The following is a 24,410-nucleotide window of genomic DNA, read 5'->3' as shown; positions in this document are numbered from 1 at the left end:
CGGACGCAACGCAATGGAGAATGATCACAAGATCACCGTCCGTCCCTCGCGCGACAGCGACGTCGATGCGATGCTGTCGATCTACCGCTATCACATCCGCCACGGCATCGAGGAGAGCGTCGACGATTCCGGCACGCCGGAGCCCGACGACCTGCGCGACCGCCGCAAGAATCTGCGCAACACCCGCCTGCCGCATCTGGTCGCGCTGTGCGACGGCGAGGTGGTCGGCTACGCCTATGTGGTCCAGTTCCGCAAGCGTCCGGCCTATCGGTATACGGTGAAGCATTCGATCTATATTCACCACGGCTTCACCGGCAAGGGCGTCGGCGGCCGGCTGTTGCAGGAACTGGTCGACGCCTGTGCGGCGGCCGGCTTCCGCCAGATGATCGGCTACATCGACAGCGACAACGCCGCCTCGCTGGCGCTGCACGACCGCTTCGGCTTTGCCCGCGTCGGCCATCTGCCCGGTGTCGCCTATCGCTACGGCCGCTGGTCCGACACCGTGATGGTGCAGCGCTCGCTCGCCGCGGGCTCGACCGCCCCGCCGCCACCCGCGCCGCTGTCGCGGCGGTGATGGCACGGCTCCCTGCCATTCGTCGTCCTGGCGAAAGCCAGGACCCATAACCACCGCATTCGGTGATGAACGGGACAGCGGCCCCAGCGTCGTACAACAATTTAGATTTGGGGTAATGGGTCCTGGCTTTCGCCAGGACGACGATGAGGATGGTTCTCGATTCGAGGCGTCACACCACGCGGTGTCATCACCCGCGCATGCGCATGCGGGTGATCCAGTATTCCAGAGACGCGCGCGCTTGAGCCGATAAGCCGCGGCGTACTGGATCGCCCGGCTCGACCGGACGATGACAGTTGAGGATGGGATATAGCTTCGCGCTCTCGCGATAAGCTGCCTAAGCGCCCTATTCCAGCGTGAACCCGACTCGCAGCGCCACCTGGTAGTGGCGGACCTTGCCGTCTTCGATATGGCCCCGGGTCTGCACCACCTCGAACCATTTCATTTCCCGGATCGTCTTCGACGCGCGGCTGACAGCGTTCTCGATCGCCGCCTCGATGCTCTTGTCCGATGATCCGACCAGTTCGAGGATCTTGTAGACGTGGTCCTTGTCTTGCGTGGTGGGCATGTCGACCTCCTTGGGTGGATGCGCGATCCGGACAATTTGCACTCCGATCCGGACAGTCCGTCGTCCGATGCCGACCAGCTGTCGTCAGACCGACGAATGCTGCGCGGCAACACGCCGGACGAATTGAATCAACGCGTCGCGGCGCCTTTGGTGCCAGCATGCATTTCGTGCCAGGGAGGCACCTGCCCTTGTCCGCTCCGTCACCTATGGTAGCATGGTTTGACCTCGTATTCGGGAGCGATCGATGTCCACAGCGTCCAGCTCACCCGCCACACCTCCTCACAGCCTCGGATCCGGGCTTGCCAACCTTCGCGCGAAGTGGGGTTGGATCGTCGCCCTTGGCGTGATCTACCTGATCGCAGGCGTGCTCGCCTTCGGCAGCGTGTTCTTTGCCACCGTCGTCAGCGTGCTGTTCGTCGGCGCGATGATGATCGTCGCCGGCGTTGCCGAGATCATCAACGCGTTCCAGTTCAAGACCTGGGGCAAGTTCCTGTTCTGGCTGCTGCTCGGCGCGCTCTATGTCGTCGCGGGCTTCATCACCTTCGAGAACCCGCTGCTCGCAGCTGCAACGCTGACGCTATTCCTCGGCGTCGCGCTGGTGGTCTCCGGCATCGTCCGCATCTTCCTGGCGTTCGGCATGAACTCGGCGGCGCCGTGGGGAATGGTCGCGATCTCCGGGCTGATCACGCTGGTGCTCGGGGCCATGATCCTGGCGCGCTGGCCGGTGTCGAGCCTCTATGTGCTCGGCATCTTCCTCAGCGTCGACCTGATCTGCGCCGGCGTCAGCTGGATCAGCATGGGCATGGCGCTGAAGCAGCGCGCCTGACTTCGCAAGCCGCAGGCGAACCGGCCGGCCCGGCATAAGGCGCGAGCCTTCACGCCTTCACGTTGTCGTGTCCATATCGCCAAATCGCAGCTTCGCGCTCGAACCCACTTCCATCAGGTCCCGTCCAATTCGACGCGCGGACCATTCCGGTTTCGCCGAACCGAAGGATGGAATTGGCTATGTCGATACGGTCAAGATTATCAGCAGCAGCGTTATTCACTGTCGCAGGCAGCACCGTGGTCGCGGCAGCGGCAGTGCTGGCCACGACCGTCGCCACGACGGCGCTGACAACCACCGCGGCCCATGCATATCAGCCGCGTGTCGTTCCGCCCTGCAGCTTCTTCCTCTTCACGGGATGCGGCCAGCCAACTCCACCTGCCGATCCGGGCCGTGCGCGCAACCGCGACATCTCGCCAGCCTACATGAAACAGTCCGATCCGCGCTACAATCAGAGCCTGCTGAACGCAGGCGGAGGTGGTGGTGGCGGAGGGGGCGGCGGTGGTGGCGGCCGCTAGCACGAACGCAGGGCGGGTTAGCCGTCGCGTAACCCGCCACACGTTTCATGCGTGAAGAGATAGCGGGTTACGCTTGCGCTAACCCGCGCCTCTCCCTGCATACTCTCAGGGCTGCACGAGATGCCAGGCGCCGTTGAGGAAACCGTCGCCGGTGATGTCGCCGGCCTTCTGGTCCTTGGCGAAGGTATAGAGCGGCTTGCCCTTGTAGGCCCACTGCTTCGAGCTGTCGTCACGCGAGATGATGGTGTAGCCGCCTTCGGCCTTGTCACTGGCTTCCGCCTTCAGCACCGGCCAGTTGGTCGCGCATGGGCCATTGCAGGCCGACTTGCCTTCGGTGTCTTTGTCGAAGGTGTAGAGCGTCATGCCCTTGGTGTCTGTCAGGACCGAGCCCTTCGCCGTGGTGCCGGTCTTGGTCGGCGGCGCGGCAAGCGCGGCCGAGGCGAGCGCGAACGAAGCGGCAGTGGCGATGGCGAGCGCGAGCGTTGTCTTCATGGTGTCTCCCTTTCGAATGCAAATGGCTTGCATGCGTAAGGACGCCGGAGGTCGCACCGTATTCCGCTGGCGGCGCGCGAAGAATTTTCGGCGGAGCGACGGGCGTGAGGGGAATAAAGCCGACAGCGCGTGCCGATACCGGCACGTAGCCCGCATGAGCGCAGCGATATGCGGGAGACACCCCGGATGTCGCTTCGCTCATCCGGGCTACAAGTCTACATGTCCTACCGCCTGATCTCCTCGGCGGCGCGCACCAGCGGGCGGTCGGAGAGCTGGATCGGCCCGGAGAACGGCGTGCTCATTTCGAGGATCAGATAGATCGCGGCCGCGATCAGCGCCGCGGCGGCGATGTAGGTCGAGACCACCACCGCATTGCGCGGCGCGCGAAAGCCCAGCGTCGCGAACATCAGGGTCAGCCACCCGACCAGGATGCAGATCAGCGGTGACGGGAACGAACCGTCGGACTGCTCTACAAAGGTCCAGCGCTGCTGCACCGCCTGGCGATAGACCGAGCGCGCGTCGTTCCACAGCGCGATCTTCTGCTCGTCGTTGAACTTCAGCTCGCGGAGGCTGTTGCCTACCTCGTCGAGCAGATGTTCGGACACCTCGTTCGCGCGCGAGATCGGGGCATCCCTGAGCGCCTGCTCGACATAGGCGAGCAGCCGCTTGCGCGGCTCGTCGGCGCTGGGGCCGAGCGGCCGCAGGCTGCGGTCGAGCAGGATGAGGTCGGTGGCGAAGACGTGCAGGTTGCGGTCGACCGCCGCATAGGTGTTGGCCGAATTGTTCATCATCAGGCCGAGCAGCAGCGACGGCATGGTGACGAACAGGGTCGCGACCAGGCGTACCGAGGTATTGGTCTCGTCGCTGCGGTGATGCTCCCCGAGCCGGCCATGGATCGCCATGGTGGCAAGCGCGGCGCCGCCGAGCAGCATGAAGATCAGGATGGCGACGACAACTGCAACCACGGCTTGCAAGGACCTGCGAGAGAATCAGGTGCGCAGGATAGCAAGTGCCGCGCGGCGGCGCATGTCCGGTTGACTGGCCCTCCCTACGCGCTATCAGTCCGGAGCGCTTTTTGGCGCGTCCGGCGCGCCCGAGGAGAGAAACAGTGCATATTGTCGACGACCGCGAGGTCAACCGCGTCCTGACCTTTCCGATCCTGATCGAGGCGATCGAGGCCGCGCACCGGCGGCCGAAGATCGCGGTGCACGACAGCTATCTCGGCGACGACAGGGGCCAGCAGCTGGTGACCCGCAGCGCGGTCGATGCCGGCCGCTTCATGATGACCAAGCTGTACACCAGCTTTCCGGGCAACCTTGCGCACGGCAAGCTGCCGGCCGTGCAGGCGGTCTGCGTGCTGTTCGACGGCAATGACGGGCGGCCGCTGGCGGTGATGGACGCCGCCGAGATCACCCATTGGAAGACCGCCGCCGACTCCGCGCTCGGCGCCAAGCACCTGGCACGGCCGGACGCCGCGACGCTGCTGGTGGTCGGCGCCGGCGAGATGGCGCGCTGGCTGGTGCGTGGCCACCGCACGGTGCGGCCGTCTCTGAAGCGGGTGCGGATCTGGAACCGGACGGTCGAGCGCGCGCACGAGCTCGCCACGCTGCTGGAAAGCGACGGCATCGCCGCCGATATTGTCACCGATCTCGATGCCGCGACGCGCGAGGCCGACATCATCACCACCTGCACCCGCTCGCGCGAGCCGCTGGTGAAGGGTGCCAACTTAAGGCCCGGCACCCACCTCGACCTGGTCGGCGGCTTCACGCCCGAGACCCGCGAGTCCGACGACGAGGCGGCGCGGCGCGCGCGCATCTTCGTCGACCGCCGCGAATCCGCCTTCGACGGCGTCGGCGACATTCTGGCGCCGATCGCGAGCGGCGCGATCAAGGAGAGTGACGTGCTCGGCGATCACTATGATCTCGCAACCGGCAAGGTCAAAGGCCGCCTGTCCGCCGACGACATCACCTTCTTCAAGAACGCCGGCGGCGGGCATCTCGATCTGATGACCTGCGAGACGGTGCTTGCGCAGCTGGGGGCCGCGCTTAAGTGACATCATGTTAGATCGGCGGCGGAAAGCAGAGGAGCCACTCTCACGCATCAAGTGTGTGCGGGCTACGCCCGCTCGTGTGAAACTATGCAGCCGGCTAATTACGTACGACTTCGTCGTTTCCACGCAGTTGTTTGGGTTGCCCCGAACAAATAGCTATCTTGGGTGGCCCCTCCGACCATACCAGTAGCACAGCTAGTACACAGGCCTCAATTCCTTCTTTCGCAAATGATTCAGCAGATCAATTTGCTTCCAGTTCACGAACCATGGATTCTTTTCGATTTCTGCGACAACGAGAAATGAAAAGTAGGTGCCCACGGATATCCCCAGCCCCTTGAACAACGCAGTCAGGACGGCCTTACGAAAATCTCGGGTCAGATACGGACAAGCGATGAGATCGAGCATGAAATGAGCATCATGCGAATTCTGTGTAGGCCGAACCTTAGGAAGAAACTCGTCGAGGAGTTTCTCCTCGATTTCATCCCGCACAGCTTCATCACTATCTTCATAATAGAATAGCAGCGTTACGATAGAGAAGTAGTCAATCTGATCGTCCTCGAGAATACGCCTGTGTATGTCGTAGATGTTGATTCGGTACTGAACCGGGAGCTCGCTTGATGCGAGGATTACGTTCAGCAATTCGATCGGCACATAAGCACTCATTGCCAAGTTTTGCAGCGCGGGATTCTGAATCAGAGATTGAATCAGCTGCCGCACGACTTCATGGATCATGTCGGAAAATCCCGTCAAACGATCCCTAAAGAAACGAATGGATATGATCGTTGCTTTCGCCACCTGATAGGATGAAGAGACCGTGGCATGCACCGTAAAGAAGTAGTACAGTGAACGCAGAAGCGCTTCAAATGCCCCAACGTACGCCTCAGAGCTGAATTCTCGCGATTGCTTAGCGGCCTTATAACTCCCCACCAGAGTCTCGATTGTCGTACTGATAGACCCTATGATATACGCAGATACATCTTCATAACCAGCATCTGCATTGACGCACGCGACTTTCATGTCGTTGACAAACGTTCGCGTCAGACTCTCCGGGTTGCGAACTTTTCCCGGCATTGTTGCCTGCACTACAGGATCAAGCCTGCTCACCTGATCGCGGAAGCGATTAAGGCCGACCGTAGCATCCGCGATGATCTGCGACCGCCGCGTTTGGAGAGGTCTATAGACGGTTAGAGTCTTCGAATCGTTCAGATGGAGATTGAAGATTTGTAGCGCCTCCGATAGCCCTCTCTGCAGGCTATCCAGCACTTCGACTTTGTTAGCGAAAATTACATAGTCGTCGATATATCGTCGAATCTCAAAGTCGCGCCCCTGCACCAATCCATACTGATCAGCTCGCCGCAGGAGGTCAACATCAGCAGACTGTAAGATGATTTCAGCAAATAAACGGGATATCTCAGCTCCCACTGGAATTCCATTGGTCTCGTTGTAGTTCGAAAATTGCATCAACACATCAAAGTCATTCGCAAACGAGACCGCGGAAGTGTTTTCCTTCCCATGCTGAACGTCTTTGATCGCCCATGCCATTGTGTGACTATAGATCGAGCTAAAGCACTTCGATATGTCCGACAGCCTCATGATCGAGAAAGTCTTCTCTAGCTCGACGAATTCGGTCGAATTGAAGAACTTGTAGAACCGATCGTATTTTTCGTACGCGAAGAACGAACCGGGGTTGCGGACAACTTGATCATCCAGGAGCAGGTCAATTGCCGCCCCCTTATATTTCTTCCGCTCGGAGAGTCGGCTGCTATGGAAGTAAGCACTTCCTATTTTAGTCGGACGCCGCATCGAAATGTCGTCGTGACGACAAAAATAGGGAATTAAGTGACCGTAGGCTTGATAGAAGCGGCAGGCACGATGTTGCGCCGCTGGATGAGCTAGGCTGATCAAGCGACTTGAAGTATTGGTCAGTCTTATTCGATATCGATATGGAATCGTATACCGCTCCCGGCAATTGAGGGCGACCGCGTCAATAATCCTTCGCAACCCCTCCGTTGTCGGCTCGCGCTGCAAGTTTGCATGAAACCCATCGTTCGAGAATATGATGGGGACGTCATCAGGAGACGTATCCGTAAGCAACGCCCTACTAGCGTTGCCGCGATCAATGTTTCCTTTCCTCAACTTCCACTTATGCATCGCGCCAACACAACGCCAATTCTGCCAATTCATCAGGTGGAAAGTTATAGAAGGTCTGATCGCGAAAGCCGGTCGAAAAGCTAAACTTCAGAAACGAGCGACGAACTTGATAGCGCATTCTTGCAGACAGACGACGCGATAGCGGGATCCTATTACCAACAAAGACAGCGCGCATGAACATGTCGAGCTCGATCAAAGCTTTGTACGAGTTTGCTCTTCGATAATTGCAGTACAATCCCACATTCCGAAGCTTGCCTGTCGATACATCGCGCAAATTGTAGTTTCCGGTGAGCAATTGCAATCGACGCTCAAGGCGCAGTTCGTTGCCGTCGGCAACGTAGCTAGCTACAGCCCGACAAATGCGGGACTTCAATCTCCGAATCTTTTTGGAAGCGAGGGTCACATCGATCTCACGGCAGTACCGCTGATCTACCCGTTTCGTTTCGTGAATCGAAAAATTGTAACCGAGATAATCGACATCACCGACAATCGCCGAGCCATCGGACTTGTGCTGCACCGGAATGTCGATGTGTTTGGTCTTGACACCGTTAAATCGGAGACCTCTCGGTAACATCCGCGCAAGCTGGCGCTTAAATCGAACTTGTTCCTCCCGCGCGCCAGTAACAACCACGATGTCATCGACGTAGCGGGCGTAGTAGTAAACTTCTGGCAAGCGAGAGACGAAGCGATCAAATCGCCTCATCGCATATTCGGCCATTGTCGCACTAAGCTGAATGCCTCTTGGGAGCCCGTCAATGCCGCGTTGCTTGAGCATGTAGACGTAGTTGTTAAGGACCCAAATGGCCTTGCGAGGAATGCGGGGCTCGTTTGCCAGTTCCGCAAACAGGTCTATCACGCCAACACTGTCGAAGAACTTCTTGATATCAAACTTGTACAACCGGTGTGGTACGCCCTCGGTGAGAATTGTCGTCAGCCGGCGAATAATTGTGTCGCGATCCGAAGGCTGAATTCCGACTGTCTGTCTTATCGTTTGGTTCAAACACCGAAGCACGATCAAATGAGGCGTCGACCGGATTGTGAATGCAACGCTACCCCTGATCTCAGTCTTGGCGAGGACCAGATCATCGAATCCATCTTGGACAACGCGCAAAGCTACATCAGCTAATTTGTCGCGATCATAGCCGAGTGACTGGCAATCAGAGTTTGACAAATCTTGAGCTTTGATCGCGCCAAGCAGCAGACCTCTATCTATCTCCAATAGCAACGTATTCCCCGCCCACCCGAATCTCTAACGCTCACCTAAGCTCCCGCAGTGTGAGACATTTAGCTGATGAACCCACAGATGCGCAAGGTTTGCGTGTAGATCTTTCGATCTACACGCATCCGATGCTTGAGCACAAAAGGATCCGGGAGCGCCTCTAGGCTGTGATATCGAGCCAATGGGCAAAAAATCGAGTCTTGACTGACCCGCCCACCACTCCCTACTCGGCGGCTTGCTGCGTCGGCGCATCCAGCGCCGCCGACACCTTCGGCGGCGACATCGGCAGGCTGTAGAAGCGCTTGCCGAGCGCATTGTGCACGGCATTGGCGACCGCGGCCATCACCGGGACCAGCGGCACTTCGCCGACGCCCTTGACGCCCTGCGGATGCTTCGGGTTCGGCACCTCGACCAGCGCGCAGTCGAGCATCGGCAGGTCGGAGCAGACCGGCATCCGGTAGTCGAGGAAGCCCGGATTATCGACCTTACCGTCCTTGTTGTAGATGTACTCCTCGTTCAGCGCCCAGCCGATGCCCTGCGCGACGCCGCCCTGCAGTTGGCCCTCGACATAGCTCGGATGCACTGCGCGGCCGACATCCTGCACGGCGGTGTAGCGGATCACGCGCACGATCCCGAGATCGACATCGACCTCGACGTCGCAGATGTGCGTGCCGAAGCCGCCCTCTGCGCCTTGCGTGTTGAGCTGCACACTGGCGCCGATCGGGCCGCCCTGCGAGGGCGCCTTTTCAGCCAGATCCGCGAGCGTCAGCGGCTCGAACTGGCCGGCATTCGGGCTCACCGGATGCGCGGCGCCGTTCTCCCACTTCACCGCTTCAGGGTCGATCTCCCAGATCTTCGCCGCGCGCTCGCGCAGCGTTGCGATCACCTTGTCGGCCGCCTGCGTCACCACCATCGAGGAGGCGAACAGCACGCGGCTGCCGCCGGTGAGGTTGGAGAAGCCGACCGTCTGGGTGTCGCCGATGATGACCGAGATGCGCTTGTAATCGATGCCGAGCAGCTCGGCGCAGATGTTGGCGATGCCGGCGCGCGAGCCGCCGATGTCGGGATGCCCCGTCGTGACGACGACGTTGCCGTCCTCGGTGATGTTGACCTGCGCAGAGGATTCGCCGCCGGCGTTGAACCAGAAGCCGGAGGCGACGCCCCTGCCCTGATATTTGCCGAGCGGCGCGGCATAATGCGGATGGTTCTTCGCGGCCTCCAGCGTCTCGATATAGCCGATGCGTGGAAACACCGGGCCATGCGCCGCCTTGGTGCCTTCCTTGGCCGCGTTCTTCAGCCGCAGCGCCAGCGGATCCATCTTCAACGCTTCGGCCAGTTCGTCGAGCACGCATTCCACCGCATAGGCGCCGATCGGCGCGCCGGGCGCGCGATAGGCCGCGACCTTGGAGCGGTTGGAGCAGACGTCAAACCCTTCCGACAGCACGTGCGGAATGTCGTAGGGCGCGAAGCTGCATCCGACCGCACCGCGGATCGGCGAACCCGGGAAGGCGCCGGCCTGCAGATAGAAGCTGCCATGCGCGGCGACGATGGTGCCGTCCTTCCTGGCGCCGATCTTCACCGTGCCCTTCGAGCCCGAGGTCGGGCCCGTGGCGCGCATCACCTCCTCGCGCGTCATCACCATCTTGACCGGTCGGCCGGATTTCTTGGCGAGCAGGGTCGCAAGCGGTTCGAGATAGACGATGGTCTTGCCGCCGAAGCCGCCGCCGATCTCGGCGGGAATCGCGCGGATGTCGCTCTGCGGGATGCCGGTCAGCATCGAGGTCATCGCGCGCACCATGAACTGGCCCTGGCTCGACGACCAGATCGTGGTCTTGCCGTCGGCGGCGACTGAGATCAGGCAGGCATGCGGCTCGATATAGCCCTGGTGCACCGGACGCGTGGTGAAGGAGCGCTCGACGACGATGTCGGCGTCCTTGAAGCCTTGCGCGATATCGCCCTTCTTGGACTCGATGCGGCCCATGATGTTCGAGGGCTTGCCGTCGAATCTGTTGAACTCGTGCAGGATCGGCGCGTCGGGCTTGAGCGCGTCATCGATCTCGATCGCCCAGGGCAGCACCTCGTAGTGGACCTCGATCAGCTTGCAGGCTTCCGCCGCGATCGCCTCCGTGGTCGCGGCGACGGCGGCGACGGGATGGCCGGGAAACAGCGCCTTGTCGCGCGCCATCACGTTGCGGCACATCCAGCGCATGTCCTGGATGCCGAGCATCACGGCGCCCTTCTCGATTCTGAAGTCGACGATGTCGCGCGAGGTGACCACCGCTTTCACGCCGGGCAGCGCCTCGGCCTTGGCGGTGTTGATCGACTTGATGCGGGCATGCGGATGCGGGCTGCGCAGCACCTTGCCCCAGATCATGCCGGGCATGGTGGTATCGGCGGCAAACGCCGCGCGGCCGGTCACCTTGTCGACGCCATCGGGCCTGATGGTGCGCTGGCCGATCCATTTGTTGTTGACGACGTTCATGGCCGCATCTCCCGCATTTCGGCGGCGGTCTCCATCACCGCGCGGACGATCTTGTCGTAACCGGTGCACCGGCAGAGATTGCCGGCGAGCCAGAAGCGGACTTCTTCTTCGGTCGGATTGGAATTTCTGGCCAGCAGCGCCTCGGAGGCCACCAGCATGCCCGAAGTGCAGATGCCGCACTGAAGCGCGGCGTGCTCGAGGAATTTCTGCTGCAAGGGATGCAGCATGTCGCCCTTGGCCATGCCCTCGATGGTCCGGATCTCGTGGCCCTCGGCCTCGGCCGCAAGCATCAGGCAGGAGCAGATCAGCTGGCCGTCGAGCGTGATCGAGCAGGCGCCGCAGTCGCCGGAGGCGCAGCCCTCCTTGGAGCCGGTGAGCCCCAATTGTCCGCGCAAGGCATCGAGCATGGTCTCATACGGCTCGCACAGGAATTCGACCGGCTCGCCGTTGACGGAGGTGGTGACGTGCAGTTTCGGCATGGTGCTAGTGTCCTCCGGCGCGCTGGGCGGCGATCGCGGCGGTGCGCTTGAGCAGCACGCCGGCGGTTTTTATCCTGTAGGCAATGGTGCCGCGCTTGTCGTCGATCGGACGGCAGGCGGCGCGGCACGCGGCGGCAGCCGCCGCCAAAGCGGCGTCCTCGAGCTTCGAGCCGATCAGCGCCGTTGCCGCCGGTTCAACCAGCAGCGCGGTCGGCGCCACCGCGCCGAGGCCGACGCGGGCCGCGGTGCAGACGCCGTCCTTCAACGTCAGGCTGACGCCGATGCCGACCACCGCGATGTCCATCTCGGTGCGCGGAATCATGCGCAGATACGCATCGCCCGAACCTTTGGGCCGCGGCGGGAGCGCAAAACTGACGAGGATTTCGCCCGGCTTGAGGTTGATCCGTCCCGGTCCGGCCGGCACGTCCTCGACCTTCATCTCGCGGCGACCATTCGGGCCCTGCACGGTGACGACGGCACCCGCCGCGATCATCGCCGGCACGCTGTCGCCGGCCGGCGAGCCGTTGCAGAGATTGCCACCGGCGGAGGCCCGGCCCTGCACCTGCTTGGAGCCGATCAGGTTCACGGCTTCAAGCACGCCGGGCCATATCTTGCCGAAGCGCGCGTGGTCGGCGAGCTCTATGCCGGAGACGGCAGCGCCGACGCGGAAACCGCCATCGGCGGCCTCAGAGATCTCGGTCATCTCGCCGATCTTCTTGATGTCGACGATCAATCCCGGCCGCACCAGGCCGGAGCGCATTTGCACCAATAAGTCGGTACCGCCTGCCATAATGCGGGCGGCACTCCCGGAGGCAGCAAATGCGCCGACCGCTTCATCAAGCGTGCGCGGTGCTACGTATCGGATATCGGTCATGATGTTTCTTCTGGTCTCCCTCGGCTGCTTGTTCCCTCAGGGATGTGCGGGATATGGCCTTATCGCTGGCCGGCAGACCGCAAGCCTACACGGCGGATCGCCGTCCGAACAGCCTGCGAGGTGCGGCAGGAAGCGCAGGCTCCCATGCAGGATGCGCGCTTGCGCGGTGCCGACGGTCGCGCGCGACGGCCCGCGGGTCATCGAACGTTCACGTCACCGGTCCACGCGAACCCGCTGCCGAGATTCCCAGATCGGCGGCACGGCCCTTGCTTGCTTTGCGTCACGGATTGGTGAAGCATGCAGGCCGCCGCGGCCTGCGTGCCGGCGCAACGACAAAATCGGGGGACGGCGAATGGTCGAAGTTTCGCGCAGAACGCTCCTCAAGCTCGCGGCCAGCGTGCCGCCGGCGATTGCGGCCCCGGCTCTCCTCTCGTCGAGGGCCATCGCCGCCGGCAAGGGCAAGACCATCTCGGCGGTGATGCATTCGGACCTGCGCATCATCGATCCCGGTTTCACCACCGCCTACATCACCCGCGACCATGGCTACATGGTCTACGACACGCTGCTCGGCATCGATTCAAGCTTCAAGGTCCGGCCGCAGATGGCGGACTGGACGATCTCCGACGACAAGCTGACCTACACCTTCACGCTGCGCGACGGCTTGAAATGGCACGACGGCGCGGCTGTCACGGCGGAGGACTGCATCGCCTCGCTGAAGCGCTGGACCGTCGTCGACGGCATGGCGCAGAAGCTGGCCGAGTTCACCGCCTCCCTCGAGGCCGGCGGACCGAAGACGATCGTGCTCAAGCTCAAGGAGCCGTACGGCCTGGTGCTGGAGTCGCTGGCAAAGCCCTCCTCCTATGTCGCCTTCATGATGCCGAAGCGGCTCGCGGAGACGCCACCCGGCAAGCAGATCGCCGAGCAGATCGGCTGCGGGCCGTTCAAGTTCGTCCAGGCCGAATTCCAGCCGGGCGTGAAGGCGGTCTATGAGCGCAACGCCGACTATGTGCCGCGCAAGGAAAAGCCGGATTGGCTGTCGGGCGGCAAGGTCGCGAAGGTCGATCGCGTCGAATGGATCACGATGCCCGACGCGCAGACCGCGATCAACGCGCTGCAATCCGGCGACATCGACTTCCTGGAACAGCCCTCGATCGACCTGGTGCCGGTGCTCGAGGCCAATTCCGATCTCACCGTGGCCGTGCTGAACAAGTTCGGCTTCCAGATCGAAGGCCGGATGAACTTCCTGCACCCGCCGTTCGACAATCCCAAGATCCGCCGCGCCGCATTCCTGGCGATGAACCAGAAGGACGTGCTCGACGCCACCGTCGGTAACGCCAAATACTACGAGATCTGCGGCTCCTATTTCGCCTGCGACACGCCGCTCGCCAGCGACGCCGGCGCGGAGACGCTGATCAAGGGCGACGGCATGGCCGAGGCGAAGAAGGCGCTGGCCGCCTCGGGCTATGACGGCACGCCGGTCGTGATCATGATCCCCGGCGACGTGCAGACGCTGAAGGGGCCGCCGACCGTCGCGGCGCAACTGTTGCGCGCGGCCGGCTTCAATGTCGACGCGCAGGTGACCGACTGGCAGACTGTGGTGAGCCGACGCGCCAGTCAGAAGCCGCCCAAGGAAGGCGGCTGGAACCTGTTCTTCACGTTCACCGGCGCGACCGAGGTGATGAATCCGATCGTCAACAACCAGATCGCCGCGAACGGCAAGCGGGCCTGGTTCGGCTGGCCCGAGGACGCCAAGCTCGAGCAGATGCGCGACGCCTACGCCCGCGCCACCTCACCTGAAGAGCAGAAGAAGCTCGCGGTGGAGATCCAGAAGCAGGCCTACGACCAGGTGATCTATGTCCCGCTCGGCCAGTTCCGCTTGCCGAGCGCCTGGCGCAAATCGCTCACCGGCGTGCTGGACGGCCCGGCGCCGCCGGTGTTCTGGAACGTCGACAAGACGGAATAGGATCGGCGGCGCGAACTTGCGGGCCGCAGATCATCGTTCGGTGAGCCGCAGCACGCAGGCAGGTTGATCGGCTTTCTCCACAACGTGGCTCGCGGAGAGAGCCCCACCCCGGGCCGCCCCGCTGCGCGCCGCTAAAATATCGAAAACAACCCCATGCAAAGTAGCCGACGGCCGCCGCCCTCCCACCGGGCCACTTGACACGTCGGGCAAATCACCAATATATTTCTAATATTCCGAATTCGTGCAAATGCCCCCTCCCCCGCAAGCGGGAGAGGGAGCGCACTTCCCTGCTATTCGACTTCGCCTGAGTACCGTCACCTCACTGGCCGTTGGTGCGGCGCGCGGCCTTCGGTGCCTCGTCCTTCAGCTTCTCCAATGCGCCGGGCATCATCTGTCCGAACATCGAGCTCAGCATCGCGGTCGGGATCAGCCCCGCGCTGTTGCCCTCCTGCCCCTGCCCGCCCGACATCAGGAATTGCGGCACCAGCGGCTGGTTGATCCGCGTCAGCGCATCGGCGAACTTCGCGAAGTTCTGCTCGGCAAGCCGGTATTCCGGCCCGCCATAGGCATCGACCGACAGCTTGGTCGCCTGCGCGTTGGCGGTACCGACCGCGAGCACCCGGTCGGCCTCGCCCTGGCCTTCGAGCCGCGACTGCTCGCCGACCGCCGCGGCGGTCACCTTCCTCGTCTCGGCATCCTTCTGCGCACGGGCCAGCGCAGCCGCGCCCTCGTTCTCGTTGACCTTGACCTGGATCAGCGACTGCGTCAGCGCCGACTGCGCCGCCGCCGTCGCCTTGGCTTCGTTGAGCGCGCGCTCCTGCACCGCGGCCTTCTCCTGCTCCTGATAGGTCTCGATCTGCTCGCGCGCGATCTGGCGCGAGCGGAGCTGGATCAGGATGTTCTCGATGGTGTGGTCACCAGGGGCCGCGCGCGGCGTGCCGATCAACACCTCCTGAAGATCGAGCGAATAGCTCTCGAACCTCGCCTTCATGTCGTGGGCCGCTTCCTCCTGGATCGCGGCGCGGTTCTGCAGCAACTCGATCAGCGTCATCTTCTGCGCGATGTTCTTGAAGAACGCGCTGACCATCGGGTCGAGCGTCTGCTCGACCAGCTTTTTCACGTCGCCGAAGCGCTGGATGATCATCGGCGCCTTTTTGTAGTCGATATGCATCACCACTGAGAGTGGCAGCGTCGGCTCGAACGCGTCCTTGGTGATCAGCGAGATCTCCGACAGGTTCTCGTCGAGCTTCATCGCACCGACCTCGCCGCGCACCCATTTCAGGATGAAGTTGACGGTCGGGATCACCTCGATCTTGCCGGCATAGGTGTTGAAGGCGTACTTGCCCGGCAACAGCGGGTCCTTCCAGACGCCGCGGCTGCCGTTGAGCACCAGCTCGCCATGGCGATACTGCTCGCCCGAGACGTCGTCGGTGCGCGGGCCGGTGTAGAAGATGACGACGCCGACATTGCCGACCGGGATCACCGTCTTCGGCACCGCCTCGACGGTCGCGAACAGGCGGTTGATGTACCAGGTGCCCTCGACGATGACCTGGAGCTGGCGGCCGCGATAGCCGCCGGCGCGCAGGAATTTCTCGGGCTCCTGGAAATTGTTGTGGAAGGTCGCGGCGTCGCGCAGCTCGATGCCGACTTCGGGCGCGATGATCTCGCCCGGAGGCAGCGACGGGCCGTCATGCACCGTGACGACGCCGACCAGGTCGTGATCGGCCGCCAGCACCACCGGCGCAAAGCCCCAGCGCTCGGTGATCGTGAGCTGCATGCTCTCCAGCACGCCGCGTTCCCGCTCGCTGAGCGCATGACCGTAGACGCGCTCGTCGGTGATGACCGCGAACTGCGTGGTGTTGATCGCATAGGTGCCTTCGCGCAGGATCTTGCGCTGCGGTCCCTTCTGGCCGCCGCCGAGCAGGAAGCGGCGCGCGTCCTGGAAGTCCGACTTGTCTTCGGTGTCGTTGGCGCCCAGAACTTGCGAAGCCTCCAGCGCTGCACCGTCGCGCGCGAACACATAGGCGATCTTGCCCTGGCCGACGGTCACGAGGTCCGAGCGGTGGATGCGGTACATGAAGGGAAACATCACGTGCAGGCCGCCGCGCAGCACCTCCGGCTCGTAGCCGGCCTCACCGTTCAGCGCGATGAAGCCGCCGTCGATCGAGCCCTTGATCGCCCACATCTTCTCGACGATGCCGACCTGATTGTTGGGAATGTAGCGAAATACGTTCGATATGCGCAGCAGGATCACACATGCGACCGCTGCAGCGATCCAAATGGCAGGCTGAGTTAAACCTGAACCATTAAGAAAACCGAGGAAGTCCATAGCCCATCTCCACAATTCGCAACTGGGCGGTTTGGGAGCCCAAACCTGCACCCAAGAATTGCGATGCGGAGATGTGATGCGAGGCCCAGGTGGCGCAAGGCGTGAACATTATTCGCATCGCCAATCTTTTTTTGATGGCAGCATGAACCGCCGAACCGGTCGCGCGACATCGATCGGCGCGAACAATCTGCTGCGATTGCACATCATTCGCAGCACGGCGGCGGGAATGACGTGGGCGATAATTGGGGCATGGACTCATAAAGGTCCACTTCTGAGGGGAAGCGGTAGTTGCTGGGGTCGGTCATCATCGACGGCTTTTGACCCAAAGCGGATAATCGAGCGTATTGAAATTCCTCAAAAGTAGACTCGCGTTAACAGTTGTTCACACCATATTATACAACCATCGAGTTGATCTGTGACTCTCCAAAGCATCTCAAATTGACCTAAAGCCGGACGAGTTGTTGAGAGCGAGGGACAGGGAACGCGATCGGTGATTTTTGGCGCACTAGCGAAGGTGATGGGCTTCGCGAAGGGCTCAACCCATCCCGTGCGCCGGGTCGCCGTGATTGTTCTCCTTTGCGTGACCGCGCCGTGTGAAAGGGCTTATGCGATGAACGATCGTCCGGATTCCTCTCAACCAAAATTCGTACAAGACGTCGTCGCCCACTGGTGGTGGCCGACCGCCCCGGATGGCGAAGAGTTTGAATTGCCTTCGGGCACAAAGACCTGCTCGCGGCTCAAGGTGCGGTTCGTTGGGGAGATTATCTGGGTGCTTGCGCGTGTTGGTCCCGGTTATCCGTATGAAGCGAGCTTCCTTGTCGAAGACAATTTGGGCGACCAGCAATATAGCGCCGGCAAGGTGATAAAGGCGTTCTTTTACGTTCGATACAACGACGTTCATTTTGGCCATTCGGAAATAAACCAAAAACTGGGCCGGAACGATTTTTGGTTTCAGGACCGCAACGACGCAAATCTTGTTCTCAATCTGCTCCCGGGCCACGATCAGCCGGAGACTCCCGTCGCGTATGTCTGTGCCTTCAAAGAAGGGGATCGGACTCTATTGTCGTATTTCCTAAAAAGGTCGCCACAGCTTCCGTGGTCCCCACCGGGGCATTGGTGATTGGATAACTTCCGCTTCTGGCCCGTTTGAGACACGAGGACGAGGCCTCAGGATGTCTGTTCGCCGGGGTAGACCGGAAGTCTTCGGCGGACGATCAAGACGACGCGAATGACCCAAAGAAGACTCTCGGCGGCGGCAACCTCGTCGCATACGCCATCCGCACCTGCAATCGGTCTCTTGCGAAGAAACGAGCCTTAAGCCTTCAGATCCGCGATCCGCATGATTGCGACCACGTTCCCATCGTTGTGCGCTTGCTCCTTTGTGTCCTTGTTGCAGGTCCAGACAAAGTTCTTCTTGGCCGTAAAGGTCTTGCCCTCCTGCTCGATCCGAAGCTCCCCCTCGGGGATATGGCAGATCATGGCATTCATCATCGGGGGACCCATAGTCTTCGATCCCGGCTGCATGATGACATCGCGCATTGAGACGGTCTTAAAACCGGGGATGAGGGAGGGGGTCTCACCATCATAAGCACGCACTACGACACCTGGCCACGGCGTCGTATCCTTGTAGCCGGTGGTCTGAGCGGCGGCCGGTTTCATCAGAGCAGCCGAAGCCGCTGCCAACCCGATTCCCAGTGCTGACCTTCGATCGATCTTGTTCATCGCTTTTCTCCCGAGGTTACGCAACGAGCTGTCGCAGAAGCGGCGTGTACACTTCGTGGTGAATGGTAGTGCGAATGGTGGTGCGAAACCGGAAAAAGAGCCGGTCTCTCAAGAGCGCGTGCCTGCCGATGGCACCAATGCTGCTCGTTCGCCCCTAACGGCGATTTCGGCACGTCCCGCTTCAAGGGCAACTGCATTCTACGCCACCTGACGCGCCAGAGAAACAGGTGGCTTCAAAGGCCCGATGGGCATACTGCCCGGAGGCGGCGACTGCGCCACCTAGGAATGTCCGGAGCTGGGCCCATAGCCGACATTCGCTCGGACCGGCTTCGATGTCGCCTTTTTGGCGCAAAGCGGACACTGGTTTTATGAACAGGCGCCCTATCTCGGATACCACCAGCGTCCGCCGATCACGATGCCTTCGGAGACGATCGTCAGCACGCCGCGCTCACGCGCCACCTTCTTCACCGTGCCTGCGTGCTCAACGTTTCGGGGTGCGCCCGCGGATGTGGTCAAAGCCTTGCTTGATTGCAGCAAAGCGCGCTTCGATCATCGGCTCAAATTCGAGGTCGGTGAAGATATATGGCCAGTCGTTTTCGATGCCCTCGCGGACGAGTTCACCGACATAGTTGGGTTCTATGCCCTGAGAGATGCGTGCCCGGACCATATTGATCTGCAGGGCACGTGGGCCCGAAGTCGGCAAGGTACGGACCGCCCCCTCGAAGCGCTTGGGGAGATTGCGTCTTGAGTCCACGATTTGAGTGCGAATGAACCCTGGACACAGCACCGATACGCCAATCCCGCGGGGCGCGAGTTCACCCCGCAGGCCCTCGGACAGCGCGACAACGCCATATTTCGAGACGTTGTATGCATTGCTCTCCCCTGAAATAAGGCCAGCGATCGAGGCTGTGGAGACGATGTGTCCGCCCTCGCGATGCTGCTCGATCAACGGGCCGAAAATCTCGATCCCCCAAATGGTCGCCATCAGGTTGACGCCCATGGTCCAATCCCATGCCGCGTCGGTCCAGGCGCCATAGGGCCCACCGCCGCCGACGCCCGCGTTGTTGACGAGGATATGCACCTTGCCGTAGCGGGCAGTCGTGGCTTCGGCGGCGGCGGCGAGTTCGGCTTTGAGTGAAACGTCCGCTTTCACGCCGTCGACATCGACGTTGGTGAGCCTCAGTTGCTTGAGCGCTGCGGACAGAGCCGCTTCATCAATGTCGCAAAGCATGACTTTCGCCCCCGCTTGGGCGAAGGCGGTCGCGATCCCCAGTCCAATGCCTGACGCTGCACCGGTCACGAACGCGGTCTTTCCAGCGAGATCCTTCACGCGCGTTCTCCCCCCGTGCAAGCGGACAACCTCGCCCCGAGACGCCAAGTGTCAAACGTCCGAGGTGTCACTGGGCGCCATATGACCGCACTTTCAAGCAATTGGAAAGTGTGCGGGATGTCCGCTATTGGCCCCTAGCCGGCATTTGTTCACACCGGCTTCCATGTCGCCTTTATGAAGGCAAAGCGCTCGCGGGCTTTGTGAGGACGCGCGCTACCTCGGATGCCACCAGCGTCCGCCGATCACGACGCCTTCGGATGCGATCTTGCGATCGCCCGTCAGATGTTCGCCGACCACGTCGACATAATCGAACTGCCCTTCCCTGATCGAGACCAGCGTGGCGTCGCCGACACTGCCCGGCTTGAGGCTGCCAAGCTCCGGCCGCCTCAGCGCCATCGCGGCGTTGACGGTGGACGCGGCGATCACGTCCGGCAGCGACATCCCCATGCAGAGGAATTTCGACATCGTCGTCACCTGGTCGAAGGCCGGACCGTCGATGCAGAGCTGATGGATGTCGGAGGAGATGGTGTCGGGATAGAAGCCGTTGGCGAGCATCGCGCGCGCGGTCTTGAAGGCGAATGAGCCCTTGCCGTGGCCGATGTCGAACAGCACGCCGCGCTCGCGCGCCTCCAGCACCACCTTCTTCACCGTGCCCTGCGCGGTCGCGGGCGTGTTGGGGAACGGACGGAACGCATGGGTCAGCACATCGCCCGGTCGCAGGCGCGCGAGCACCTCCTCATAGCTCGGCGGCGGGTGATCGATATGCGCCATCAAGGGCATGCCGACCTGCTCCGCAACCTCGAGCGCGATCTCGAGCGGCACCAGCCCCGAAGTGCCCGAGGCGTGCAGGCCGACCCGCACCTTGATGCCGACGATGAGGTCGCGGTTCTCGTCCGCCACGCGCGCCGCCTCGACCGGATTCATCAGCCGCAACTCCTCGCTCTCGCCGACCATCACGCGATCGGAGAAGCCGAAGATGCCGGCATGCGAGACATGCAGATAGGCGAGGATGCGGACCTGGCTCGGCTCGATCACATGCTTGCGGAAGCCCGCGAAATTACCGGGGCCGGCGCTGCCGGTATCGACCGAGGTGGTGACGCCGGAGCTGCGGCAAAACTCCTCCGCGTCGATGCCGAGCGAGGTGCCGCCCCAATAGACATGGGTGTGCAGGTCGATGATCCCCGGCGAGACGATCAGCCCGGAGACATCGCGGACCTCGGTTGCGGGATCGGCCTTCAGCTCCCGGCCGACCGCCGCGACCTTGCCGCCGGCAAAGGCGACATCCGTCACCGCATCGAGCTTTTGCGACGGGTCGATCACCCGTCCGCCGCGCAGAATCAAATCGAAAGGCATCATCATCTCCGGATTTCTGTCCGGCACGATGGTCGAGTTCGCCGCCGCCCGCAAGCGGCTCAGCCGACGACGCGGGCCTGTTGGGAAACCGGCGCTGTCGCTGTCGTCGTCTGATCTGCGCTCTTGTCCGCGGCCGAGTCCGCACCCTTGGCTGACGCGACGATGGCAGCAATGGCCGGATTATGCGCCGCCTCCGAGGCGGCAATGGTCTCCCGCGCCCAGCGGTACGAGGATTCGAAGATTTCCTGATGGCGATCGAAATCGGTGACGTCGACGCCATCGGGCGTCGGCGGGCGCATCACCAGGTCGAGTGGCGTGGTCGGCAGCGTATCGTAGCGCTGGTGCGCGACGAGGCTTCGCCACAACACATTGACGGCGCTCGGCGCTGATGGAAGCGCCTTCCGCCGGAATGGCGTCAGCAGCGACGCGAGCAGTTCGAACCTTCCCGGCAGCGCGGCATAGTCGACGTCGAACATCTCGGTCGCCGGCTCGCCGAAATGCACCACCAGATTCGGCCCGCTCTTCAGCTGGTGCATTTGCGCCAGCGGAACGTTGTCGACGAGGCATCCGTCGACCAGCATCAGGCCATCACGGGTGTAGAACGGCGGCAGCAGGCCGGGGATGGCGCTCGATGCCCGCACCGCCTGCCAGAGCAGGCCGGTCCTGATCAATTCGAGACTGTGCGTCGACAGATTGGTCGCGACCGCCGCGAACGGCCGCCAGCAATCCTCGATCCGGCAGTTGTCGCCGTACTGATCGGCAAGCGCCCGATCGAAGGCCTTGTGGTCGAGCAGCGCGTAGCGCGGCCAGGTCGGGCGGCGGAAGCTGCGGCTGGAGACGAAGATCTCATGGGTGCCGCGCTCGAGATGCTCGGCGTCGTAGTTCTTGGCAAAGCCCGCCGCCATCGCCGAACCGACGCTGGTGCCGACAAAGATGTCGAACATCGTGCCGCGCTCGCGAAACGCCTTGTAGATGCCGACATGCGCGGTGCCGAGGCTGCCGCCGCCGCCGGCGACAAACCCGACGGCGCGACCGCACAGGAAGCGCACCAGGCTCTCGATATCGATCTGGTCCTCGAGCGCGACATGGTGATGCATGAAGCAAGGCAGCCGCGCCAGCCAGGCCGCGGTGCCGCTGACCTCGTGTTGCCTGATATCATGAACACGAACCAGGCGCCGCGCCGACGCCGGATGCACCCCGCACGCGAAGCTCTCGATCTCGGTGAGAACCGGCGGCGGAGCATCACCGCGGCAGGCGAGCACGACGAGGTCGGCCTGGCGAATGGTCTTGCGCGCCCATTCGGATGCTTCCGCACCACCGAAATAAGCCACCAGCGGCGCGTCGTACTCGATCTGGTTGAGCCAGTCGGCGACCTCGGACGAGTCCAGCGCGCGGCCGGGAAACATCGCCTGAACGCGCGCGAGATCGACGATCTCGGCGCCTGCTGCGGCAAGGCCTTCGCGCAACCTCCGTTCAAAGGCAGGCGGCACCGGCTCCCGTCCGCCCGCAATCAGCGCGACGGTGCGCGCCTTTGGTGACGCCCGGACGGGCAACAGGCGCGCGGTCTGGATGGCAAAGCGCTGTGCGAGCGCGGCAAGCAGCGCCTCGACGATGCCGGGCGCTTCCTGGACAAGCCTCGCATAGGCCGCCCGCGTCAACACCAGCACGCTGGAATCGCGGATCGCGATCACGTTGGCCGTGCGCGGGATGTTGGCGAAGAAGCCGATCTCACCGACCAGTTCGCCGGCGCGAAGCTCCGCAATCGGCTCGGGATGATCGGTCCGATGCACCGCGAGCGCGCCGTGCAGCACCAGGAACAATGCGTCCGAGGCGCCGCCCTGCTCCACCAGCAGCTCTCCACGCACCAGGTCGCGCCGGGTCATCGCGCCAAAGGCGATCCGCCGCTGCTCAGGGCTGAGCGTACGGAACAGCGCGAAGTCCTCGGACAGGTTTCCCCACGCAAACGTTGCGCTCGGCGGCACACGGTTCGATTGCATGCGCGGATGTTAGCGCCGGGCCGCCGTCCCGGCGAGCGATATCAGGCCGCCCCCGGCGGCGCCCCGGCCAGCATTTCTTGGGAGCACTGCAACAGGAATAGCGAGGCTTCCATTGGCCTGCCTCATTCGAGCAGCTCCGGCCACGGCACGATGGTTGACTTCACCGTCTTCATCGCCATCGCGTCCGCCACCGCGCGTGCGATGCCGTCCTCGGTGAACGGATAGATCGTCTGCATGTCGAGCCACGGGTATTTGTTGCGCGTGCGGTAGAGCATGTCGACGCCGAGCGGCAGGTCGTTGCCGGTAAAGCCCCAGGAGCCGAGCACATTGAGGTCCTTGGTGCAGATGCGGTGCCACGAAGTATTGATCGAGCCGGCGTCGGTGAACTGGCCCATCTCGACATAGGTGCCGCCGTCGCGCAGCATCTCGATGCCTTCGGGGCCGGCGGTCGGATGGCCCGAGCAATCCATCACGAAGTCGGCGCCGAAGCCGCCGACGATATCGCGCACCGCCTTGATGCGCTGCTCCGGCGTCTTGAGCTGCTCGATATCGACCGTCGCCTCGGCGCCGAACTTGCGTGCCAGCGCCAGCCGCGGCACCTCCGGCGCGCCGACGCAGATCACGCGCCCCGCTCCCATCTCCTGCGCGGCCGCGACCGCGAGGATGCCGATCGGCCCGGAGCCCTGGATCACCACCGTGTCGCCCCAGCTGAAGCCGCCGGCGCGGGTGGCGCGGTTGAAGGCGCGAATGCAGGAGGTCAACGGCTCCGAGAGTGCACCGAGCCGCAGCGACATGTCGTCAGGCAATTTGTAGATCTTGGTGCCGGGCAGCATGTCGAGATCGACATAGACATATTCGGCCCAGCCGCCCCACATGTGCGGCGCCTTGTCGAAGCCGAGATAGCGGCCGTAGTACACCGGCGTCAGGCACTTGTTGGCGCTCTCGGGATAATGGACGCAGTAATAGCAGCGGCCGCACGGCATCAACGGCGGGATCATCACCTTCGATCCCACCTGCAGCGGCTTGCTCATGAAGTCTTCGGTGAACTCCGCACCGCATTCGACGATCACGCCGCCGAGCTCGTGGCCGAGCGTGAACGGCCATGGCAGCGGCTTCGGCCAGTGTCCCTTCAGGATGTGCAGATCGGTTCCACAAACTCCGCAGGCGCCGACCTTGATCAAGGCCGCCTTTTTGCCGACATCCGGCCATGGCACGGTCCGGATTACAGGCTTGGCTCCAGGTCCGTCATGCGTGCAGACGCGGATCTGCTCCATCGGTTCGCTCTCCCTGTCCTTCCCATTGGGCCGGGTCCGGCCGCACCGACTTTAGGTCAGGACGATCGGGATGTCATGAACGCCTGTCATGAAGGCCTCCATGACAGACCCTGGCGGGACGACGCGCTTCAGGTCTTGACAGGAGTATCCTTCCGCAAGGAAGCATCGCAAAGAACCGTTGATTGTGAACGCAACTGAGGGCCAATAGGCTTGTA

21 protein-coding genes are annotated in these 24,410 nt (G+C 62.4%); 6 read left to right on the top strand and 15 right to left on the bottom strand.

The features are described 5' to 3' along the window. Nucleotides 1–13 precede the first annotated feature (13 nt). Nucleotides 14–574 (top strand): GNAT family N-acetyltransferase, encoded by a 561-nt coding sequence (locus AAFG07_RS17305; protein WP_229167944.1) that lies wholly within the window; start codon nt 14–16, stop codon nt 572–574. Nucleotides 575–917: 343 nt separating this feature from the next. Here the strand turns inward: AAFG07_RS17305 and AAFG07_RS17300 are convergent, their stop codons facing one another. Continuing rightward, entirely contained in the window at nt 918–1,139 is a 222-nt protein-coding gene (locus AAFG07_RS17300) for a dodecin (protein WP_342728316.1), read from the bottom strand. A gap of 244 nt (nt 1,140–1,383) precedes the next feature. Between AAFG07_RS17300 and AAFG07_RS17295 the strand changes: the two genes are divergently transcribed. Next, a complete protein-coding gene (locus AAFG07_RS17295) occupies nt 1,384–1,965 on the top strand; it encodes an HdeD family acid-resistance protein (protein ID WP_021077691.1) in 582 nt (193 codons plus the stop codon). A gap of 49 nt (nt 1,966–2,014) precedes the next feature. Here AAFG07_RS17295 and AAFG07_RS17290 read toward each other — a convergent pair whose 3' ends face one another. After that, entirely contained in the window at nt 2,015–2,230 is a 216-nt protein-coding gene (locus AAFG07_RS17290; protein WP_342728315.1) for a hypothetical protein, read from the bottom strand. Between AAFG07_RS17290 and AAFG07_RS17285 the strand changes: the two genes are divergently transcribed. Further along, on the top strand, nt 2,220–2,480 hold the full coding sequence (locus AAFG07_RS17285; RefSeq protein ID WP_342728314.1) for a hypothetical protein: 261 nt from the start codon (nt 2,220–2,222) through the stop codon (nt 2,478–2,480). The two genes, AAFG07_RS17290 and AAFG07_RS17285, sit on opposite strands and share 11 nt — an antisense overlap. A 105-nt stretch (nt 2,481–2,585) precedes the next feature. Here the strand turns inward: AAFG07_RS17285 and AAFG07_RS17280 are convergent, their stop codons facing one another. Both AAFG07_RS17280 and AAFG07_RS17275 read right to left on the bottom strand, forming a co-directional pair. After that, a complete protein-coding gene (locus AAFG07_RS17280; protein ID WP_342728313.1) occupies nt 2,586–2,972 on the bottom strand; it encodes a hypothetical protein in 387 nt (128 codons plus the stop codon). A gap of 224 nt (nt 2,973–3,196) precedes the next feature. Beyond that, complete coding sequence (locus AAFG07_RS17275; protein WP_342728312.1) at nt 3,197–3,937, bottom strand: hypothetical protein; 741 nt, start codon at nt 3,935–3,937, stop codon at nt 3,197–3,199. Nucleotides 3,938–4,080: 143 nt separating this feature from the next. Between AAFG07_RS17275 and AAFG07_RS17270 the strand changes: the two genes are divergently transcribed. Then, on the top strand, nt 4,081–5,025 hold the full coding sequence (locus AAFG07_RS17270) for a dehydrogenase (protein ID WP_342728311.1): 945 nt from the start codon (nt 4,081–4,083) through the stop codon (nt 5,023–5,025). A 192-nt stretch (nt 5,026–5,217) separates the two neighbouring features. On the opposite strand, the gene drt3b is transcribed toward AAFG07_RS17270, so the two are convergent. The 5 genes from drt3b to AAFG07_RS17245 all read right to left on the bottom strand — a co-directional run bounded on the left by drt3b (nt 5,218) and on the right by AAFG07_RS17245 (nt 12,218). Next, nucleotides 5,218–7,206 carry an antiviral reverse transcriptase Drt3b gene (drt3b, locus tag AAFG07_RS17265; protein ID WP_342728310.1) on the bottom strand — a complete coding sequence of 663 codons (1,989 nt, stop codon included), beginning with the start codon at nt 7,204–7,206 and terminating at the stop codon, nt 5,218–5,220. Next, on the bottom strand, nt 7,166–8,392 hold the full coding sequence (gene drt3a / locus AAFG07_RS17260; RefSeq protein WP_342728309.1) for an antiviral reverse transcriptase Drt3a: 1,227 nt from the start codon (nt 8,390–8,392) through the stop codon (nt 7,166–7,168). The genes drt3b and drt3a overlap by 41 nt, the downstream gene beginning before the upstream one ends. A gap of 223 nt (nt 8,393–8,615) precedes the next feature. Further along, the gene (locus tag AAFG07_RS17255) at nt 8,616–10,874 is read right to left on the bottom strand and encodes a xanthine dehydrogenase family protein molybdopterin-binding subunit (protein ID WP_342728308.1); all 2,259 of its coding nucleotides are present in this window, start codon (nt 10,872–10,874) and stop codon (nt 8,616–8,618) included. Continuing rightward, nucleotides 10,871–11,353 (bottom strand): (2Fe-2S)-binding protein, encoded by a 483-nt coding sequence (locus tag AAFG07_RS17250; RefSeq protein ID WP_342728307.1) that lies wholly within the window; start codon nt 11,351–11,353, stop codon nt 10,871–10,873. The genes AAFG07_RS17255 and AAFG07_RS17250 overlap by 4 nt, the downstream gene beginning before the upstream one ends. 4 nt (nt 11,354–11,357) lie before the next feature. Continuing rightward, nucleotides 11,358–12,218: a xanthine dehydrogenase family protein subunit M gene (locus AAFG07_RS17245; protein ID WP_342729175.1), complete on the bottom strand. Its 861-nt coding sequence runs from the start codon at nt 12,216–12,218 to the stop codon at nt 11,358–11,360. Between the two features lie 361 nt (nt 12,219–12,579). On the opposite strand from AAFG07_RS17245, the gene AAFG07_RS17240 reads away from it, so the two are divergent. Continuing rightward, nucleotides 12,580–14,190, top strand: coding sequence for an ABC transporter substrate-binding protein (locus tag AAFG07_RS17240; protein ID WP_342728306.1), 1,611 nt, complete (start codon nt 12,580–12,582; stop codon nt 14,188–14,190). Between the two features lie 319 nt (nt 14,191–14,509). On the opposite strand, the gene AAFG07_RS17235 is transcribed toward AAFG07_RS17240, so the two are convergent. Further along, nucleotides 14,510–16,519 (bottom strand): SPFH domain-containing protein, encoded by a 2,010-nt coding sequence (locus tag AAFG07_RS17235; protein WP_342728305.1) that lies wholly within the window; start codon nt 16,517–16,519, stop codon nt 14,510–14,512. Between the two features lie 490 nt (nt 16,520–17,009). Between AAFG07_RS17235 and AAFG07_RS17230 the strand changes: the two genes are divergently transcribed. After that, nucleotides 17,010–17,639, top strand: a complete 630-nt coding sequence (locus tag AAFG07_RS17230) for a hypothetical protein (protein ID WP_342728304.1) — start codon at nt 17,010–17,012, stop codon at nt 17,637–17,639. 194 nt (nt 17,640–17,833) lie between these two features. Here AAFG07_RS17230 and AAFG07_RS17225 read toward each other — a convergent pair whose 3' ends face one another. From AAFG07_RS17225 to AAFG07_RS17205, 5 genes are all read right to left on the bottom strand, one after another. Then, nucleotides 17,834–18,241 (bottom strand): hypothetical protein, encoded by a 408-nt coding sequence (locus tag AAFG07_RS17225; protein WP_342728303.1) that lies wholly within the window; start codon nt 18,239–18,241, stop codon nt 17,834–17,836. Nucleotides 18,242–18,722: 481 nt separating this feature from the next. Further along, a complete protein-coding gene (locus AAFG07_RS17220; RefSeq protein ID WP_342728302.1) occupies nt 18,723–19,571 on the bottom strand; it encodes an SDR family NAD(P)-dependent oxidoreductase in 849 nt (282 codons plus the stop codon). Between the two features lie 213 nt (nt 19,572–19,784). Beyond that, nucleotides 19,785–20,924 (bottom strand): amidohydrolase/deacetylase family metallohydrolase, encoded by a 1,140-nt coding sequence (locus tag AAFG07_RS17215; RefSeq protein WP_342728301.1) that lies wholly within the window; start codon nt 20,922–20,924, stop codon nt 19,785–19,787. A gap of 59 nt (nt 20,925–20,983) precedes the next feature. Continuing rightward, entirely contained in the window at nt 20,984–22,921 is a 1,938-nt protein-coding gene (locus AAFG07_RS17210; protein WP_342728300.1) for a cyclic nucleotide-binding and patatin-like phospholipase domain-containing protein, read from the bottom strand. Nucleotides 22,922–23,043: 122 nt separating this feature from the next. Beyond that, on the bottom strand, nt 23,044–24,195 hold the full coding sequence (locus AAFG07_RS17205; protein ID WP_342728299.1) for a zinc-binding dehydrogenase: 1,152 nt from the start codon (nt 24,193–24,195) through the stop codon (nt 23,044–23,046). Nucleotides 24,196–24,410 lie beyond the last annotated feature (215 nt).

This window comes from Bradyrhizobium sp. B097 (assembly GCF_038957035.1).
Taxonomy (GTDB): domain Bacteria; phylum Pseudomonadota; class Alphaproteobacteria; order Rhizobiales; family Xanthobacteraceae; genus Bradyrhizobium.
This window is presented reverse-complemented; position numbering and strand designations above follow the sequence as displayed.